The organism is Stella humosa (assembly GCF_006738645.1).
GTDB classification, from domain to species: Bacteria; Pseudomonadota; Alphaproteobacteria; order ATCC43930; family Allostellaceae; genus Allostella; species Allostella humosa.
The window spans coordinates 1473717-1490697 of the sequence record NZ_AP019700.1; the positions used below are offsets into that span (position 1 = coordinate 1473717).

The 16981-nt window shown below is 72.2% G+C and carries 12 protein-coding genes; 6 read left to right on the forward strand and 6 right to left on the reverse strand.

Annotation, left to right across the window (positions count from 1 at the left end; translation table 11 throughout):
• The first annotated feature begins 203 nt into the window (after positions 1 to 203).
• The 6 genes from STVA_RS06915 to STVA_RS06940 are packed head-to-tail and all read left to right on the forward strand — an operon-like array spanning position 204 to position 10572.
• Positions 204 to 920, forward strand: a complete 717-nt coding sequence (locus tag STVA_RS06915) for an SDR family oxidoreductase (protein WP_123689334.1) — start codon at positions 204 to 206, stop codon at positions 918 to 920.
• A gap of 35 nt (positions 921 to 955) precedes the next feature.
• Positions 956 to 3529: a tetratricopeptide repeat protein gene (locus STVA_RS06920; RefSeq protein WP_123689333.1), complete on the forward strand. Its 2574-nt coding sequence runs from the start codon at positions 956 to 958 to the stop codon at positions 3527 to 3529.
• Complete coding sequence (locus STVA_RS06925; protein WP_123689332.1) at positions 3526 to 5490, forward strand: O-linked N-acetylglucosamine transferase, SPINDLY family protein; 1965 nt, start codon at positions 3526 to 3528, stop codon at positions 5488 to 5490. Before STVA_RS06920 ends, STVA_RS06925 begins: the two co-directional genes overlap by 4 nt.
• Positions 5487 to 8033, forward strand: coding sequence for a tetratricopeptide repeat protein (locus STVA_RS06930; RefSeq protein WP_123689331.1), 2547 nt, complete (start codon positions 5487 to 5489; stop codon positions 8031 to 8033). Before STVA_RS06925 ends, STVA_RS06930 begins: the two co-directional genes overlap by 4 nt.
• Positions 8033 to 9643: a class I adenylate-forming enzyme family protein gene (locus tag STVA_RS06935; protein ID WP_179955440.1), complete on the forward strand. Its 1611-nt coding sequence runs from the start codon at positions 8033 to 8035 to the stop codon at positions 9641 to 9643. The genes STVA_RS06930 and STVA_RS06935 overlap by 1 nt, the downstream gene beginning before the upstream one ends.
• Complete coding sequence (locus tag STVA_RS06940) at positions 9643 to 10572, forward strand: DUF4424 family protein (protein ID WP_123689330.1); 930 nt, start codon at positions 9643 to 9645, stop codon at positions 10570 to 10572. Before STVA_RS06935 ends, STVA_RS06940 begins: the two co-directional genes overlap by 1 nt.
• A gap of 1 nt (position 10573) precedes the next feature.
• Here the strand turns inward: STVA_RS06940 and STVA_RS06945 are convergent, their stop codons facing one another.
• Genes STVA_RS06945 through STVA_RS06970 form a run of 6 tightly spaced genes read right to left on the reverse strand, consistent with a single transcriptional unit; the run spans position 10574 to position 16849 of the window.
• Positions 10574 to 11536 (reverse strand): amidohydrolase family protein, encoded by a 963-nt coding sequence (locus STVA_RS06945; protein ID WP_123689329.1) that lies wholly within the window; start codon positions 11534 to 11536, stop codon positions 10574 to 10576.
• A 28-nt stretch (positions 11537 to 11564) separates the two neighbouring features.
• Positions 11565 to 13199, reverse strand: coding sequence for a phytoene desaturase family protein (locus tag STVA_RS06950; protein ID WP_123689328.1), 1635 nt, complete (start codon positions 13197 to 13199; stop codon positions 11565 to 11567).
• Between the two features lie 49 nt (positions 13200 to 13248).
• Positions 13249 to 14244: an ABC transporter substrate-binding protein gene (locus STVA_RS06955; RefSeq protein ID WP_123689327.1), complete on the reverse strand. Its 996-nt coding sequence runs from the start codon at positions 14242 to 14244 to the stop codon at positions 13249 to 13251.
• Positions 14241 to 15086: an ABC transporter permease gene (locus STVA_RS06960; protein WP_123689326.1), complete on the reverse strand. Its 846-nt coding sequence runs from the start codon at positions 15084 to 15086 to the stop codon at positions 14241 to 14243. Before STVA_RS06960 ends, STVA_RS06955 begins: the two co-directional genes overlap by 4 nt.
• Complete coding sequence (locus STVA_RS06965; RefSeq protein ID WP_123689325.1) at positions 15083 to 15853, reverse strand: ABC transporter ATP-binding protein; 771 nt, start codon at positions 15851 to 15853, stop codon at positions 15083 to 15085. The genes STVA_RS06960 and STVA_RS06965 overlap by 4 nt, the downstream gene beginning before the upstream one ends.
• A gap of 27 nt (positions 15854 to 15880) precedes the next feature.
• Entirely contained in the window at positions 15881 to 16849 is a 969-nt protein-coding gene (locus tag STVA_RS06970; protein ID WP_123689324.1) for a dipeptidase, read from the reverse strand.
• Positions 16850 to 16981 lie beyond the last annotated feature (132 nt).

The following is a 16981-nucleotide window of genomic DNA, read 5'->3' on the forward strand; positions in this document are numbered from 1 at the left end:
GCGCTCGTTCCGCGACCGGAGCGCATTATGTCTACGATATATATACTTCGCCGTGTCGGGACCAAGGGTTGGTATACCATGCGACCATCTGCCACAATCAAAGAGACGGTTCAAGTTATGGCAGATCAACTTTTGGATATAGGTTTCGGCAACTTCCTCGGGGGGCAGTTGCAGAGCGGCGAGCGGCCGGCTAGCGTCGCGCGATGACTGAAAGCGCCCTCGTTACCGGCGGTTCCCAGGGAATCGGCCGGGCCATCGCCGCGGAACTCGCCCGCGCCGGATTCCAGGTGATCAACCTCGACCGCGAGCCACCGCAGGTGCCCTGCGGCGTGCATGTGGCGGTCGACTTGGCGGACCGCAGCGCAACCGCCGCGGCGCTGGCGGAGGTGGTCGGGCGATATCCGGTCACGCGGCTCGTGAACAATGTCGGCATCGTCCGCCCCGGCCCGGTCGAGGAGCAGACGGCGGAGGATGTCGAGGCGGTGATGGACCTGAATGTCCGCACCGCCATCCAGTGCGCCGAGGCGCTGCTGCCGGCGATGCGCGAGGCCGGCTTCGGCCGCATCGTCAACATCAGCAGCCGGGCGGCGCTGGGCAAGGAGCTGCGCTCGGCCTATGCCGCCAGCAAGTCGGCGCTGCACGGGCTGACCAAGACCTGGGCGCTGGAGCTGGGGCAGTTCGGCATCACCGTGAACGCGGTGTCGCCCGGGCCGATCGCGACCGACCTGTTCCGGCGCGTCAACCCCGACAACAGCCCGCGCACCGCCGCCATCCGCGAGACGATCCCGATGCGCCGCATGGGCCAGCCTGAGGATATCGCCGGGGCCGTCGCCTTCTTCCTGCGCCAGGACACGAGCTTCGTGACGGGCCAAGTGCTGCATGTCTGCGGCGGCATGACCGTGGCCGGCGTCGGCGGCTGACCGCGGCGGGCACGGGTACGGCGACGGACACGGGCGTGGCGACGGGGACCGGGGTGGAGCAGGTGGCGGTGCCAGCCCGGCAGCCGGACGCGATCGATCGCGGCATCGACGCGCTGCGGGCCGGCCGCGCCGCCGAAGCCGAGGCCATATTCGGCGAAGTTCTGGCCCGGCACCCGGCCCAGCCCGATGCCCTGAACGGCATGGCGCTGGCGCTGGGCCGGCGCGGCGCCTGGGCGGATGCGCTGGACCATCTCGACCGGGCGATCGGCCACCGCACCGTGCCTGCCACCTGGCATGCCAACCGCAGCCTGTTCCTGCGCAACCTGGGCCGTCCGCATGACGCCATGCTGGCCCTGGCCGATGCCGTCCGCCTGGCGCCCGGCCACGCGGCCTTGCGCGTCCAACTCGGCGAGGCGGCGGTCGCCGCCGGCGACCTGCCCCGGGCGGTGGCGGCCCTGCGCGAGGCGCTGGCGATCGAGCCTGTCAGCGCCGCCGGCTGGAGCGGCCTCGGCACGGCGCTCGAAGCCAGCGGCGCCGTTGCGGATGCGCTCGCCGCCTATCGCACGGCGACCGAACATGCGGGCCAGATGCCGGAGGTCTGGGTCAACCTCGCCAACGCGCTGAATCGTGCGGGTCGACGCCCCGCCGCGCTCGATGCCTTCGACCGGGCGCTGGCGCTGCGGGCGGACTTCCCACCGGCCGAGATCGGCCGGGCGGTGGTCCTGCACGGCCTGGGCCGCGATGCCGAGGCCCTGGACGGGCTGGACGCCGTGCTGGCCCGCTATCCCGACGATGCCAACGCGCACAACAACCGCGCCGTCGTGCTGCAGGACACGGGCTTGCTCGACGCCGCCATCGCCGGCTTCCGCCGTGCGCTGGCACTGGCGCCGGACGATCCGGTGCCGCGCAACAACCTGGGCAGCGCGCTGCACCAGGCCGGGGACACGGGCACGGCCATCCTCTGCTTTCACCAGGCGCTGGCGATCCGCCCCGACTATGCCGAGGCGCACAACAACCTCGGCAGCGCGCTGGAGGCCGAGGGCGACCATGACGGGGCTGTTGCCGCCTATGGCCGCGCGCTCGACCGCAAGCCCGACTATCGCCGCCCGCGCCGCAACCTGGCCGGCCTGCTGCACACGCTGGGGCGCCAGGAGGCGGCCGAGGCGGTGGCGGACGAAGGCTTGGCCCAGGCGCCGGACGACCTGCCGCTGCGCCTGCACGCGGCCTTCACCCGGCTGCGCATCCTCTATCGTGACATGGACGAGCGCGACCGGTGCCGCGCCGCCTACCGCCGCGAACTGGAGGCGCTGGCGGCCATGCCGCTGCCGACGGAGCCGGCCGCCCTGGGCGAACTGGCCGACGCGATCGGGGCGGCCCAGCCCTTCTACCTGGCCTACCAGGGCCTGAACGACCGCGACCTGCAGCGCCTCTATGGCGACTTCGTCTGCCGGGTGATGGCCGCCCGCCATCCTGAGTTCGCCGACCGGCCGGCGATGCCGCCCGCACCCGCGGGCGAGCCCATCCGCGTCGGCGTGCTGTCGGGCTTCTTCCGGCTGCATTCCAACTGGAAGATCCCGATCCAGGGCTGGCTGGAGGATCTGGACCCGGCCCGCGTCGCCCTCCACGGTTACTATACCCAGGCGATCGAAGGCCCGGAGGCGGCGCGCGCGCGGGCACTCTGCCACCGCTTCGTCGCGGGCCAGCGCACCACGGCCGCCTGGGCCGAGACGATCCGGGCTGACCGCCTGCACGTCCTGCTGGTGCCGGAGATCGGCATGGACCCGGTCACGGTCCGGCTGGCCGCCCTGCGCCTGGCGCCGGTGCAGGCGACGTCCTGGGGCCATCCCCAGACGTCGGGCATGCCGACCATCGACCATTTCCTGTCGAGCGCCCTGATGGAGCCGCCCGACGGCGACCAGCACTATTCCGAGCGGCTGGTGCGGCTGCCAGGCCTGTCCTTCCGGCCGCTGCCGCCGACCATCCGGCCGGACCCGGTCACCCGCGCCGACATCGGCGTGCCGGACGATGCGGTTCTCTTCTGGTGCTGCCAGTCGCTCTTCAAGTATCTCCCCCGCGATGACCATCTGTTCCCCGCCATCGCCGCGCGCGTCCCGCGGGCGCGCTTCGTCTTCCTCGGCTATCCGGCCGGTGGCGAGGTGGGCGACCTCTTTCGCCGGCGCATCGTGGGGGCGTTCGCCGCGGCCGGCCTCAATGCCCAGCATTATTGCCGATTCCTGGGCACCGTCAGCCCGGCGCGGTTCGCCGGGGTCAACCGGCTGGCCGACATCTTCCTCGATTCGCTCGGCTGGTCGGGCTGCAACTCGGCGCTGGAGGCGCTCGATGCCGGGGTGCCGGTGGTGACGCTGCCGGGCGAACTGATGCGCGGCCGGCATGCCGCGGCCATCCTGCGCCGGGCCGGCCTGGACGAGCTGGTGGCGGGCAGCGTCGCCGAGTATGTCGCGATCGCGACCGCCCTGGCGCACGACCCGGCCCGGCGCGCGGCGCTCCGCCAGCGCATCGCCGCCGGCCGGGCCGTCATCGCGGGCGACCGGGCCCCGGCAGCCGGTCTCCAGGCCTATCTCCTGGCCCAGGCCGGCCTGCCGGCATGACCGCGGCGGCCGTCCGCCAATTCCGGGACCGGCTCGAACGCCAGCCGGACGACCGGGTGGCGATGGCGGGACTGGCCGAGGCCCTGGCGGCCGACGGCCGTTTTGCCGAGGCCCTGCCCTGGAGCGAGCGCGCGATCGCCGGCCCCGCGACCCCGGCCCGTTGGATCGGCGCCAGCGGCATCCTTTTGGCCCGGGCGGGCCGCCCGTCCGAGGCGGTGCCCCGGCTGGAGCAGGCGCTGGCGCTGGCGCCGGCCGATCACGACCTGCGCTGGGAACTGGGCCGCGCGCTGGAGCGGCTGGGCCGCGTCGATGCCGCGATCGCGGCCTGGCAGGCGGTGCTGCGCGACCAGCCCGACCATGTGCCGGCGCTGGCCTCGCTGGGCGGCGCGCTATGGCTGCAGCGCCGGACGGAACCGGCCATCGCGGCACTCGATCGCGCGGTGGCGCTGCGGCCGGACTGGATCGAGCTGCGCGACAGCCTGGCCAACGCGCGTAACCATGTCGGTGACTGGGACGCGGCCGAGCGCATCTTCGCCGAGACGCTGCGGCTCCGGCCCGATCACCTGCCGAGCCGGGTCAATGCCTGCGTCGCCCGCCTGCGCGAGATCTATGACGACACGGCCACCCGCGACCGCTCGCGCGCGGCCTATGCCAGGGACCTGGCCGCCATCGACGCCATGCCGGTCCCGGCCGACCCGGCGGCGGCCGCCCGCATCCTGGGCGCGCGCAAGCCCTTCCTGCTGGCCTACCAAGGCGCGGTCGACCGCGACCTCCAGGCGATGTACGGGCGGCTCGTCTGCCGCGCGATGGCGGCCAGCCTGCCGCAGTTCACGGCACCACCGCCGCCGCCCGGCCTGGGGCCGGGCGAGCGCGTCCGGGTCGGCATCCTGTCGGGCTTCTTCCGCCACCACTCCAACTGGAAGATGCGGCTGCGCGGCTGGCTCGAGGATCTCGACCGCAGCCGCTTTGCCGTCCACGCCTACTATACGGGCGGTGGCGAGGATGCCGAGACGGCCCGCGCCCGCGCCCTGGCCGACCGCTTCCTGGGCGGCAGCCGCCCGGTCGGCGAGTGGGCCGGCCGGATCCGCGACGACCGCCTGCATGTGCTGCTGGTGCCCGAGATCGGCATGGACCCGGTGACGCTGCAACTGGCCGGCCTGCGGCTGGCGCCGGTGCAGGCGACCTCCTGGGGCCATCCCCAGACTTCCGGCATGCCGACGATCGACGATTTCCTGTCCAGCGCCATGATGGAGCCGGCGGACGGCGACGGGCACTATACCGAGCGTCTGGTCCGCCTACCGGGCCTGTCCTGCCGGCCGATCCCGGTGGCGGTCGCGCCGGAGCCGGTCGACCGCGACGCGCTGGGGGCAGGGGCCGACGATGTGCTCTTCTGGTGCTGCCAGTCGCTGGCGAAGTACCTGCCCCAGCATGACGACGTCTTCGCGCGCATCGCGCGGCGCTTGCCGGCGGCGCGCTTCCTCTTCCTGGGGGAGCCCGCCGGCAACCGGGTCGATGCCGCCTTCCGGGCCCGCATCGCCAAGGCCTTTGCCGCCTTCGGGCTGGATGCGGCGCAGCATTGCCGGTATCTCGGCCGGCAGAGCGCGGCACGCTTCGCCGGCTGCACGCGGGCGGCCGACATCTTCCTCGATTCGATCGGCTGGTCGGGCTGCAACTCGACCATCGAGGCGGTGCAGTACGACCTGCCGGTCATCACCTGGCCGGGGGCCACCATGCGCGCGCGCCATTCCGATGCCATCCTGCGCTTGGTCGGCGTCGATGAGACGATCGTCGGCTCGGCCGACGCCTATGTCGACCTGGCGGTGCGCCTGGGCACGGATCCGGCGTGGCGCGGCCGGCTGCGGGCGCGGATCGCGGCCGGCAAGCATCGCCTGTTCGCCGACCGATCGTACCTGCCCGGCCTGGAGGCCTATCTGATGCAGGCCGCGGACCGGCAGCCATGAGCACGATCGAGGCCGCCTGGGCGGCCTTGCGGGCCGGGCGTCCGGCCGAGGCGGAGGCTACGTTCCGTACCTTGCTGGCGGCGGATGGCGCCCATCATGCGGCGATGCGCGGGCTGGCGCTGGCGGCGATGGCGGGCGGACGCGCGGCAGAGGCGCTGGAGTGGATCGGGCGGGCGGTGGCGCCGGCGGACGCACCGGCTGCCTGGCGCCTGGACCATGCGGGCATCCTGCTGCGGGCGGGCCGCGTCGAGGCGGCAGTGGCGGCCGCGCGCGGGCTGGCGGCGACCGCGGACCCGGTGCTGCTGGCAGCACTGGGCGACCTCTTCATGGCGACCAGGGCCTGGGCCGACGCCGCCTGCGTCTATCGCCGGGCGCTGGCGGCCGCACCCGGCCAGGTCGCGGCCTGGCACAATCTGGGCGGCGCCCTGCGGCGGCTGTCGCGCTTCGAGGAGGCGGCCGGGGCCTATCGGGCGGCACTGGACCGGGAGCCAGGCCGCTGGGAAAGCTGGGCGGGCCTGGCGGCGGCGCTGGCGCGGGGCGGTGCCGCCGACGATGCGCTGGCGGCCTTCGACCGGGGGCTCGCCATCCGGCCGGGCCATGCGGCGACCGAGCAGGGGCGGGCCGAACTGTTGCAGGTGATGGGGCGCCCGGCCGAGGCGCTGGCCGGCTTCGACCGCGCCATCGCGCAGGCGCCGGACCTGGCATCCGCCCACCATGCCCGCGCCATCCTGCTGGACCAGATGGGCCGGCTGGACGACGCCATATCCGGCCTGCAGCAGGCGGCCCGGCTGCAACCGCGCAATGCCGACCTGCAGTACGACCTGGGCCGGGCGCTGCGGCGCGGCCATCGGCTGCAATCGGCCATCGCCGCCTTGCAGGAGGCCGTCCGCCTCGACCCGGCGCACGGGGCCGCACTGAGTGCCCTGGGTGCCGTCCTGTGGCAGGTGAACCAGTCGGCGGCCGCGCTCGAGGTGTTCCGCCGCGCGGTGGACGTGCGGCCCGACCATCCGCCCGTCGTCGCCCACTATGCCAACGCGCTGCACGCCTTCGGCCGCCAGGACGAAAGCCGGGCGCTGTTCGACCGCCTGCTGGCGCAGCGCCCGGACGACTGGCCGGCGCGGCTCTCCTCCTGCGTCAGCCGCCTGCCGATCGTCTATCGCGACGAAGCCGAGCGGCTGGCGGCGCGCGAGGCCTATGCGGCCGACCTGGCGGCCCTGGCGGCGACCCCGCTGCCCGACGACCCGGCCGAGGTGGCGGCCCGGGCCGAGGCCTTGCATGTCCGCCAGCCCTTCTACCTGGCCTATCAGGGCGAGAACGACCGCGACCTCCAGGCGATGTTCGGCGGCATGGCCTGCCGCATCATGGCGGCGCGCCTGCCGGAATACGGCCAGCGCCCCCCGCCGCCCGGGCTGGCGCCGGGCGAGCGCATCCGGGTCGGGGTGCTGACCGCCTATTTCCGCAACCACTCGGTCTGGAAGGTGCCGCTGCATAGCTGGCTGGCCGATCTCGACCGCGAGCGCTTTGCCATCCACGGCTATTTCCCGGATGGGGAGGGCGACGCCGACACCGCGACCGCGCGGGCGTTCTGCGCCCAGTTCGCGGCCGGGCCGCACGGCGTCGACCGCTGGGCGCGCCGCATCCGCCACGACCGGCTGCATGTGCTGCTGATCCCCGAGATCGGCATGGACCCGACGACGCTGCAACTGGCGGCCCTGCACCTGGCGCCCGTGCAGGCGACCTCCTGGGGCCATCCCCAGACCTCGGGCATGCCGACGGTCGATGCCTTCCTGTCGAGCGACCTGATGGAGCCGGCCGACGGCGACGACCACTATACCGAGCGGCTGGTGCGGCTGCCGGGCCTCTCCTTCCGCCGCATGCCGATGCGCCGGGTGCCCGAGGCCGTTACGCGGGCCGACATCGGCGTGGAGGACGAGGCCTTCGTCTATTGGTGCTGCCAGTCGCTCTACAAGTACCTGCCGGCCGACGACGACCTCTTCGCGCGGATCGCGGCCCGAGTGCCGCAGGCGCGATTCGTCTTCGTCGGCTACCCGATGGGCGACCGGGTCGGAAACCTGATCCGCGACCGCATCGGGGCGGCCTTCGCCCGGGCCGGGCTCGATGCCGGGCGCCACTGCCGCTTCCTCGGCAGCCTGCCCGGCCCGCGCTTCGCCGGCGTCGCCCACCTGGCCGATGCCTTCCTCGACTCGGTCGGCTGGTCGGGCTGCAATTCGACGCTGGAAAGCCTCGACGCCGACCTGCCGGTCGTGACCTGGCCCGGCCGCATGATGCGCGGCCGGCACTCGCTGGCGATCCTGCGGCTGATGGGGATTGCCGACACGGTGGCGGGTTCGGCCGACGAATATGTCGAGATCGCGGTGCGGCTGGCCCGGGATCCCGCCTGGCATGCCAGCCTGCGGCAGCGCACCCGCGCGGCCCGCCCGATCCTGGGCCAGGACCGGAGCTGGCTGGCGGGCCTGGAAGCCTATCTGGTGCAAGCCGCCCATGGTGGCGCCGGGGCAGGCGGGCGGGCTACCATCGGCTGATGAATTTCGCCTGGTCCCTTCCGGTCGCCGTCGCCGAGGAACGCCACTATGGCCGGCCGATGCGCTGCTTCGCCGACCGGCCCCGCAGTCTCCACGCCCTCTTCGCCGCCGCCGTGGGCCGCGCGCCGTCCCGGATGGCGGTCGTGGGCGAGCGGGGCCGCGCGACCTGGGCCGAGCTGGACGACGCGGTCGGCCGGGTCGCCGGCAATCTCGCCCGCCGCGGCGTCATCCGCGGCAGCCGGGTGGCGATGTTGCTGGGCAACGGCCGGCCGTTCCTGTGGACGCTGTGGGCCTGCGCCCGGCTGGGCGCCATCGCCGTGCCGCTCGGTGCGCGGCTGAAAGGCATGGAGATCGCCCACGCGATCAACGATTCCGGCGCGGAGGTGCTGATCTTCGACGGCGAACTGGCCGGCAACCTGCCCAAGCCCTACGAGACGCCGGTGCTGCGCCACCGCTTCGTCGATGGCGAGGGCGCGGCCGGCGATGCCCTTCCGTTCGAGACGCTGCTGGCGCCGGCCGTGGCGCCGCCGCCGGCCGCCGTGTCGGAGGAGGACCCGGCCGTCATCCTCTACACCTCGGGCACGACGGGCCGGCCCAAGGGGGCGATGCTGACGGGCCTGGGCCTCGTCCACTCGGCCATGCACTACCAGTATTGCCTGGAGCTGAAGGAGGGCGAGCGGTCGCTGCTGGCGGTGCCCGCGTCCCATGTCACCGGGCTGGTGGCGCTGGTCGCCGTCACCGCGCGCCTGGCCGGCACCCTCATCATGATGAAGCGGTTCCAGGCCCGCGCCTTCCTCGACCTGGCCCAGCGCGAGCGGATGACCTTCACCGTCCTGGTGCCGGCGATGGCCAACCTCTGCCTGATGGAGCCGGCCTTCGCGGCCTCCGACCTGTCGAGCTGGCGGGTCTGCGGCTATGGCGGCGCCCCGATGCCCGAGGCCACGATTGCGGGTCTGGCCGCCGGCCTGCCCGGCTTGCGCCTAGCCAACCTCTATGGCGCGACCGAGACGACGTCCCCCACCACCATCGTGCCGGCGGGCGGCACCGCGGCCCGGCCCGACAGCGTCGGCCTGCCGGTGCCGCTGGGCGAGGTGAAGGTGGTGGACGAGGCAGGCCAACCCGTTCCCCCCGGCACGGTGGGCGAACTGTGGATTGCCGGGCCCATGGTCGTGCCCGGCTACTGGGATGCCGCGGCCGCCACCCGCGCCAACTTCGAGGGCGCCTTCTGGAAATCGGGCGACCTCGGCACCGTCGATCCCGACGGCTTCGTGCGCGTGCTCGACCGCAAGAAGGACATGATCAACCGCGCCGGCTACAAGATCTACAGCGCGGAGGTCGAGAACGAACTGGCCCACCTGCCGGGCGTGGTCGAATCGGCGGTCGTCGGCCGGCCCTGCCCGGTGCTGGGCGAGCGCGTGCATGTCTTCATCCTGGCCGACCGCGGCGACCTCGACGCCGCTGCCGTCCGCGCCTTCTGCGCCCCGCGCATGGCCGACTACAAGGTGCCGGAGACGGTGACCTTCGTCACCGAGCCGCTGCCGCGCAACGCTAACGGCAAGGTGGTGAAGACCCAGCTCCGCCGCCTGCTGACCGAAGGCGCGGCTGCGTGATGCGGCGCTGGCTGGCGCTGCCGCTGATGCTGGCGGCGCTGCCGGCGGCGGCCAACGATTCGACGGCGGTGCTGGCGGCGGGCGGGCTGGTCCTGACCCGGGCCGAGACGATCGCCATGGAGCGCGAGGACCTGCACATCTCGCCGGCGGAGATTCGCGTCCGCTACCGCTTTCGCAACACCGGCCCAGCACCGGTCGAGACGCTGGTCGCCTTTCCCCTGCCGGAGATTGACCTGTCGCAGATGGCGGAGACGCCGATCACTGCCCCCGGCGCCGATCCCGACGATTTCGTCGATTTCCGCGTGGCCGTCGACGGCCGGCCGGTGGTGGCGGCACTTGAGATGCGGGCGTGGCGCGACGGCGTGGAGGTGACGGAGACGCTGCGCCGGCACGGCCTGCCCGTGTCGCGCTTCCATCCCGACCTCTACCCGCGCCTCCGGGCGATGGCGCCGCCGGGCCGTGCCGAGCTGACCGCGGCCGGCATCGCGGCGTGGGAAGGTAGCGAGAACGTCTACCCCCTCTGGACGATGCGGGCCGCCTATCACTGGCGCCAGGCGTTCCCGCCCGGCCAGCCGGTCGAGGTGGAGCATCGCTACCGGCCGGTGGTGGGCGAAAGCTGGTTCGGCCAGTACCTGCTGGCCGATTCCGAGGAGGGTCGCAAATGGCGCGCCGACCATTGCGTCGACGATCGCGCCGTGGCGCTGCTGCGGGCGAAGCTGGCCCTGGCCACGGCGATGGAGCCTTACCGCCGCATGCGCACGGTCGAATACGTCCTGACCACGGCCCGCAACTGGCAGGGGCCGATCGGGCGCTTCCGGCTGACCGTCGATGCCGGCTCCCCCGACGCCGTGATGGCCACCTGCCTGCCGGGCTTGGAGGCAACCGACTACGTCCCCGACCGCGAATTATCCGTCGCGATCGTGGAGTAGGTCAGAAAGCGGGCAGCCGGTCGCCGTCGGCCGCGAAGATCTTCGCCCGCAGGTCGGACCGGACGTCCTGCATCTGCGCGTGCGGATCGGGCAGGCCCATGGAGAAGGGCCAGTCGGAGCCGAAGAGGATGCGGTCCTCGCCGAAGACGGACGCCGCCAGTTCGAGCGCAGCCGGGGAGTGGGTGATGCAGTCGGCGCAGAAGCCGCGCATCGCCTCCGTTGCCGGGCGCGCGCCGATATAGGCGCCGGGGCGGCGCACCGTCTGGCCGCGCTCCAGTCGCCCGGCCACCGCCGGTACCGAGCCGCCGCCATGGGCCAGGCAGATGCGCATGGCCGGGTGGCGGTCCATGATGCCGGACATGGCGAGGTGGGCGGCAGCCAGCGCCGTCTCGCCCGGGCCGCCCAGCAGGTTGTGCAGGAAGAAGGGGTCGAGCCGCCCGTCGCAGCCCTTGGTCGGATGCAGGAAAAGGAAGGCCGCGGCCGCGTCGAGTGCGGCCCATAGCGGCGCATAGTCCTCGCCCGAGATGACCGAGCCGTGGCTGGCCGAGCCGGCCGCCGCCGCGAAGCGGTTGTTGCCGGCCGCCACTTGGCGGCGGACGATGTCGGTTGCCAGGGCCGGATGGCGGATCGGCAAGTAGGAGAGCGGCGCCAGCCGGTCGGGAAAGCGCGCCGCGCAGGCCGCCAGCCCGTCATTCACATAGTCGGTCCAGACCCGGGCCGCGTCCTCGTCCAGGTCGAGGCGGTAGAGCGGCGGCGGGATCGAGATCCAGGCGCGCGCCACGCCGCGCTGGTCCATCCAGGCGACCAGCGCCTCGGGCTTGAAGACCGACGGGGCGGCCAGCGCCGCGCCGTCGATCTCCAGCTTGGGTGCGGCCGGGTCCCAGCGGATGCCGGGCAGGCCGGCGATCCGCTCCGGCAGGATGGGCGCGATATGGGCGTGGACGTCGAGCGCGATCGGTTCCATGGGGCGGCGGCTCCGGGAGCGGGTTGTGTCAGTCGCCGAAGGCGGCCAGCGGCTGGTCCATGCCGGCGCGCAGCGCCTCCAGGTCGGACAGCACGGCCTGGGCCGCGTTGTGCCCGCTGAGGCCCGAGATGAAGTTGCCGGGCCAGGTGCCGTTGCCACTGAGATAGAGCCCGCGGGTCGGCGTGCGATAGGCGTGCAGGCCGGGCAGGGGGCGCATCCAGAACTGGTTCCAGCCGGCGAGGTCGCCATGGGTCATGTTGGCTTCGACCAGGCCGAACTCGCGCTCGAAATCCTCGGGGTCGAGGCAGCGCCAGTCGCTGATCAGGCCGGGCAGGTCGGGCATCCATTCGGCGACGGCGGCGATGGTGCGCCGCGCCAGGCGGTCGCGCTCGGTCTTCCAGTCGCCCTCGGCCAGGCGATAGGGAGCGGTGCCGACATTCAGGCTCATCACATGCTTGCCGTCGGGCGCCAGCTCGGGCGCCGTCATCGACGGCAGCAGGCCCCACACCACCGGGTTGTCGGAGATGCGGCCCTGCTGCATCTCGGCATGGCTCGCCTCCAGATAGTCGATCGAGGGCGCGATGCGGAACTGGGCGGACGCCAGGGCGACGGGGTCGGCATCGGCCGGGGCGGCCGCCCAGGTCGGCATGCCGTCCAGTGCCAGCACCACCTTGAACGCCTTGCCGGTCATCGGCCGGCGCCGCATCTTGGCCGCCATGCCGCCCCAGGCCGGGTCGTCGCGCAGCATGTCGACGACCGTGCGGCGCGGGTTGACGGCCGAGATCACGGTGTCGGCCAGGAACTCCTCGCCCGCGGCGGAGACCACGCCCTCGACCGCGCCGTCGCGGGTCAGGATGCGGTCGATCGCCACGCCGGTGCGCAAGGTCACGCCGCGGCTGGCGGCCGATGCGATGAGGCTGTCGGCGATGGCGCCCATGCCGCCGACCGGCATGCCGGTCGACCCGCGCAGCGGCATCCGCCGCGGGTCGTCGCCCGCTTCGGCCGCCAGCGAGGCCAGCGACAGCGGCCGGGTCAGCAGGTTGATCGGCGTGCCGGGCGTGGACGGGGTGAAGTTGCCGCCGACGACGGCCATCGGCGCGATGATCGTCTGGGTCTGCCAGGCCAGCTCGAACTCGTCGAACAGGTCGCGCGCGCTGCCGAAGAAGATGCGCCCGAAGGCCTCCTGGTCCTCGATGCTGGTGATGTTGCGCACCAGCTCCTGCAAGGTCGGCGGCTCGCGGAAGACCGAGATGCCGAGCTTGCGCGCGAAGGCCTCGATATAGGCGAAGAGCGCGTCGTAGCGCGCGGATTCTCCCGGCGCGAAGCCGTCGATCTGGGCCTGGGTGCGGGCCCGGTCGCGCCAGCCGATGAAGAGCTGGCCGTCCGCCAGCGGGTGGACCAGCGTCGGATCGACCGGCTGGAAGCGCAGCCCGTGGCGCTCCAGCGCCAGGTCGCGGACGATCTTGGGTTCGAGCGAGCCGGGCGAGTTGGCGATGGTCGAGCGATAGCCCGGCATGAACTCGATGGTGGCCGCCGGCCCGCCCATGCGCGGGCCGGCCTCCAGCACGGCAACCGACAGGCCGGCGCCGGCGAGGTAGCCGGCGGCGACGAGGCCGCTATGGCCGCCGCCGATGATGATGGCATCGAAGCGATTGGCGGTCATGGCGACACTCGTCCCGGGTTTGCTGCTGATGCGGTGGTGCCGGAAGGCGTCAGGGCACCAACTCGTTGGTGAAGTAGGTGCTGGCCGCCTTGGTGCTCTGGATCTCGCCGACGCCGCGCAGGGTCGAGATCAAGGCTTCCCACTCGGCATCGGTCGAGCGGCCCCAGTTGGGATCGGTCGGCGACTGGCTCAGCTTCTGCAACCCCGTCAGGTAGTCGACGCACTGGGCGAGGTTGCCGGCGACCTGGACCTTGGAGCGGATCAGGTTGCAGGCGCCCTCGGGGTCGGCCACGGCATCGGCGAAACCGCGCTTGGCGGCGGCCAGGAACGCCTTGGCCGCCTTGGGCCGCTCCTTCAGGAAGGTCTCGTTGGTGGCGAAGCCGAAGCCCAGCAGCGGCACGCCGAACGAGGCCAGTTCCATCGCCACTGGCTCATGGCCGGCGCCGCGCACGATCGCCTGGTAGGCATGGCTGTCGCCGCTGACGACGTCGACCTGGTTGGTCAGCAGGCCGGCCGTCTTGGCGCTGGCGTCGAGCGAGATGACGTTCAGCGCGTTGTCCGGGATGTTGTTGGAGCGGCGGAAGATCGACAGGCTGAGCCCGTCCGAGCCGCCCGGCGTGCTGCCGATCTTCAGGCCCTTCAGCGACTCCGGTCCGTCCAGCTTCACCCGGCCCTTGATGCCGATGAACGAGGCCGAGCTGCGATGCTGGTAGACCGCGATCACCTTCAGCGGCACGCCCTTGGCAATGGCAGCCGCGGCATTGGTGACGTTGAGGTGGCCGAGGTCGAACGAGCGCTGGCCGACCAGGATGGCCGTCGTGTTGGAGCCGCGGCCCTGCTCGATCTCGGCCTCGACGCCGGCTTCCTTGAAGTAGCCGCGCTCCTGGGCCAGGAAGAACGAGGAATGGTAGGGCAGCCAGCCCCAGTCGAGGAGGACGCGGACCTTCTCGGTCTGGGCGGCGGCGGGTGTCAGGGTCGCACCGGCCAGGAGTGCCAGTGCGGCGAGCGAGGCGAGCTTCATCGGTGCCATTCCCTGCTTGTTCATGATTCTTCGCTGGCGCGGCCACGCTGGCTGGCGTGCCACGGGATGGTGGCGCGCTCGACGAACTCCGCCAGGTACCAGACGAGGATGCCCAGCACCGAGACGACGGTGACCGCGGCGAACGCGACCGGAACCTCCAGGCTGCCGACCGACTGGATCAGCATGTGGCCCAGGCCCTTGTTGGAGGCCACGAACTCGCCGATCACCGCGCCCAGCGGCGCCAGCGTGATCGAGATCTTGATGCCGGAGATGATGCTGGGCATGGCGGCCGGGATGCGGATCTTGCGCAGCACCTGCCAGGCGCTGCCGCCCATCGAGCGCGCCAGCAGCAGCAGGTCGGGGTCGGCCGACCGCAGGCCGGCCACCGTGTTCACCAGCATCGGGAAGAAGGTGAAGACGACGACGAAGATGATGCTGCTCTTCAGTCCGAAGCCGATCCACACCAGCAGCAGTGGGGCCACCACCACCTTGGGGATGGCGTGGAAGACGACCAGCCAGACATAGATCACCCGCTCGACGAACGGCGAGGCCGCGATCATGGCGCCCAGGCCGAGCGCGATGCCGAGCGCGATGACGAAGCCGACGGTGGCGGCAAAGGCGGTGTAGACGAGCTGGTCGAGCAGCAGGCGCCACTTCTGCACCATCACCATCGCCACCTCCGACGGGGCCGGCAGCAGGTAGGACGGCAGCTCGAAGGCATGCACCGCCAGTTCCCACAGCAGCAGCCCGCCGATGCCGCTGGCGGTCGGCAGGACGAAGCCCCAGCCCCGGCCCGACAGGCCGCGGCGGCCGATGGCGGCCTGCTCGCGCGGGCGCACCCGGTCCAGACGATCGGTCGCACTCATGCCGTCAGCACTCCCGAACGCTCGAACTGCACGCGGATGCGGCGGGTATAGGCGGCGAACTCCGGCTCCTCGCGCAAGGCCAGCGTGCGCGGGCGCGGCAGGTCGACCTGGATGTCGTCGAGGATGATGCCGGGCCGGCCCGACATCACCAGCACCCGGTCGGACAGGAACACCGCCTCGGGGATGGAATGGGTGATCAGCACCGCGGTCGTGTTCTTGGCCTGCTGCACCTTCTGCAGGAGCACGCCCATCTGGTCGCGCGTCAGCGCGTCGAGCGCGCTGAAGGGCTCGTCCAGCAGCAGCAGCCAGGGCTCGCACAGGAGCGCGCGGGCGATCGCGACGCGCTGGCGCATGCCGCCCGACAGCTCCCACGGCTGGCGGTCGGCGAAGTCGCCGACGCCCAGCTCGTCCAGCAGGGCGCGGGCGCGGGCGACGGCCGCCGCCTTGGGCAGGCCCTTCATCTCCGCCGGCAGCAGCACGTTGTCGAGGATGTTGCGCCAGTCGAGCAGCAGGTCGCGCTGGAAGACGACGCCGATGCCGTCCATGCGCTCGCCCACCGGCTGTCCGCGCACCAGCACCCGGCCCTCGCTCGGCCGGTCGAGCCCGCCCAGGATGCGCAGCAGCGTGCTCTTGCCGCAGCCGCTGGGGCCGACGATCGTGGTGGTCCGGCCGGCCTCGATCGCGATCGACACCGGCCCCAGGGCATGCACGGCCTTGCCGCCGCTGCGGTAGGTCCGCTCCACCCCGTCTACGAGGATTTCGCTCATCGCCCGGCCATCCTCGCTGTCCAGGGGTTAGCCGCCGAAGACGTCTTCATAGACGCGCAGCCAGTTGCCGTTGGCAATCTTGGCGACCTCGTCGGGCGAGAAGCCCACCGTCGCCAGACCCTTCTCGATCAGCGCGATGTCGGTCAGGGCCACGAACCAGTCGGGTGGAGGCGCCTTGCCGGGCCGCGACGCGGGCGAGGCGCCGAGGTCGACGCCGCGCGTCCACCGGCCCATGCGCATCCAGTCATAGTCGGGCTTGGTGAAGTTGTGGCTGCGGTCGGTGCCGATGCCGACATGGTCGATGCCGGCGATCTCGACCGTCCTGGCGACCATCTCGCACCACTTCTCGGCCGTGCGGCAATATTCGTCGCCGGTGATGTTGCGATAGGTGGCGCAGCCGATGACCCCGCCATTGTCGCGCAGGGCCGCGATCACGTCGTCGGTCTTGTTACGCTTGTGCGGGAAAAGGCTGTCGGGGTTGGCATGGGTGATGGCGACCGGCTTCTTGGAATAGCGGATGGCGTCCATCGTCGTGCGGTTGCCGACATGCGACAGGTCGACCAGCATGCCGCAGCGGTTCATCTCGTCGATGACCTGGCGGCCATAGCGGGCCAGGCCCGAATCCTCGTCCTCGTAGCAACTGCCGCCCAGCGAGTTCTGGTTGTTGTAGGTGAGCTGGATGCAGCGCACGCCGAGTTCGGCGAACAGCTCCACCAGGCGGATGCGGCCCTGGAACAGCTCGGCGTTCTGGTAGCCCATCAGCAGGGCCGTGCGGCCCGAGGCTACGATCGCGCGGATGTCGGCGGCCGTGCGCGCGGTTGCCACCAAGTCGGCGTTGGCGGCGATCAGGTCGCGCCACTTCGCCAGCGAATCCAGCGATTCCACCGCGTCTTCCCAGAAGCCGCAGGTGACGGTGACGCAGCCGACGTCGGCCTGGCGCAGGTCGGCGAAGGTTTCCCGCGTGAAATGACCGCACTGCAATCCGTCGATCAGCATGCCTGCCACAACCCTCCGGGACGTGCCCGTGTAATCGTTTACTCCGAACCGTCATTTGACGGTCGGGCGGAAAGCCTGTCAATGGCCCTTCTTGCGTGCGGGTTGATGGCTGGCGGCTGACCGTCGGCGGCG

Coding starts and splice junctions, on each gene's coding strand:
- STVA_RS06925 (WP_123689332.1), top strand. CDS start 3,526: ATGACCGCGGCGGCCGTCCGCCAATTCCGGGACCGGCTCGAACGCCAG.
- STVA_RS06965 (WP_123689325.1), bottom strand. CDS start 15,853: ATGAGCGAAATCCTCGTAGACGGGGTGGAGCGGACCTACCGCAGCGGC.
- STVA_RS06950 (WP_123689328.1), bottom strand. CDS start 13,199: ATGACCGCCAATCGCTTCGATGCCATCATCATCGGCGGCGGCCATAGC.
- STVA_RS06930 (WP_123689331.1), top strand. CDS start 5,487: ATGAGCACGATCGAGGCCGCCTGGGCGGCCTTGCGGGCCGGGCGTCCG.
- STVA_RS06940 (WP_123689330.1), top strand. CDS start 9,643: ATGCGGCGCTGGCTGGCGCTGCCGCTGATGCTGGCGGCGCTGCCGGCG.
- STVA_RS06945 (WP_123689329.1), bottom strand. CDS start 11,536: ATGGAACCGATCGCGCTCGACGTCCACGCCCATATCGCGCCCATCCTG.
- STVA_RS06970 (WP_123689324.1), bottom strand. CDS start 16,849: ATGCTGATCGACGGATTGCAGTGCGGTCATTTCACGCGGGAAACCTTC.
- STVA_RS06915 (WP_123689334.1), top strand. CDS start 204: ATGACTGAAAGCGCCCTCGTTACCGGCGGTTCCCAGGGAATCGGCCGG.
- STVA_RS06935 (WP_179955440.1), top strand. CDS start 8,033: ATGAATTTCGCCTGGTCCCTTCCGGTCGCCGTCGCCGAGGAACGCCAC.
- STVA_RS06960 (WP_123689326.1), bottom strand. CDS start 15,086: ATGAGTGCGACCGATCGTCTGGACCGGGTGCGCCCGCGCGAGCAGGCC.
- STVA_RS06955 (WP_123689327.1), bottom strand. CDS start 14,244: ATGAACAAGCAGGGAATGGCACCGATGAAGCTCGCCTCGCTCGCCGCA.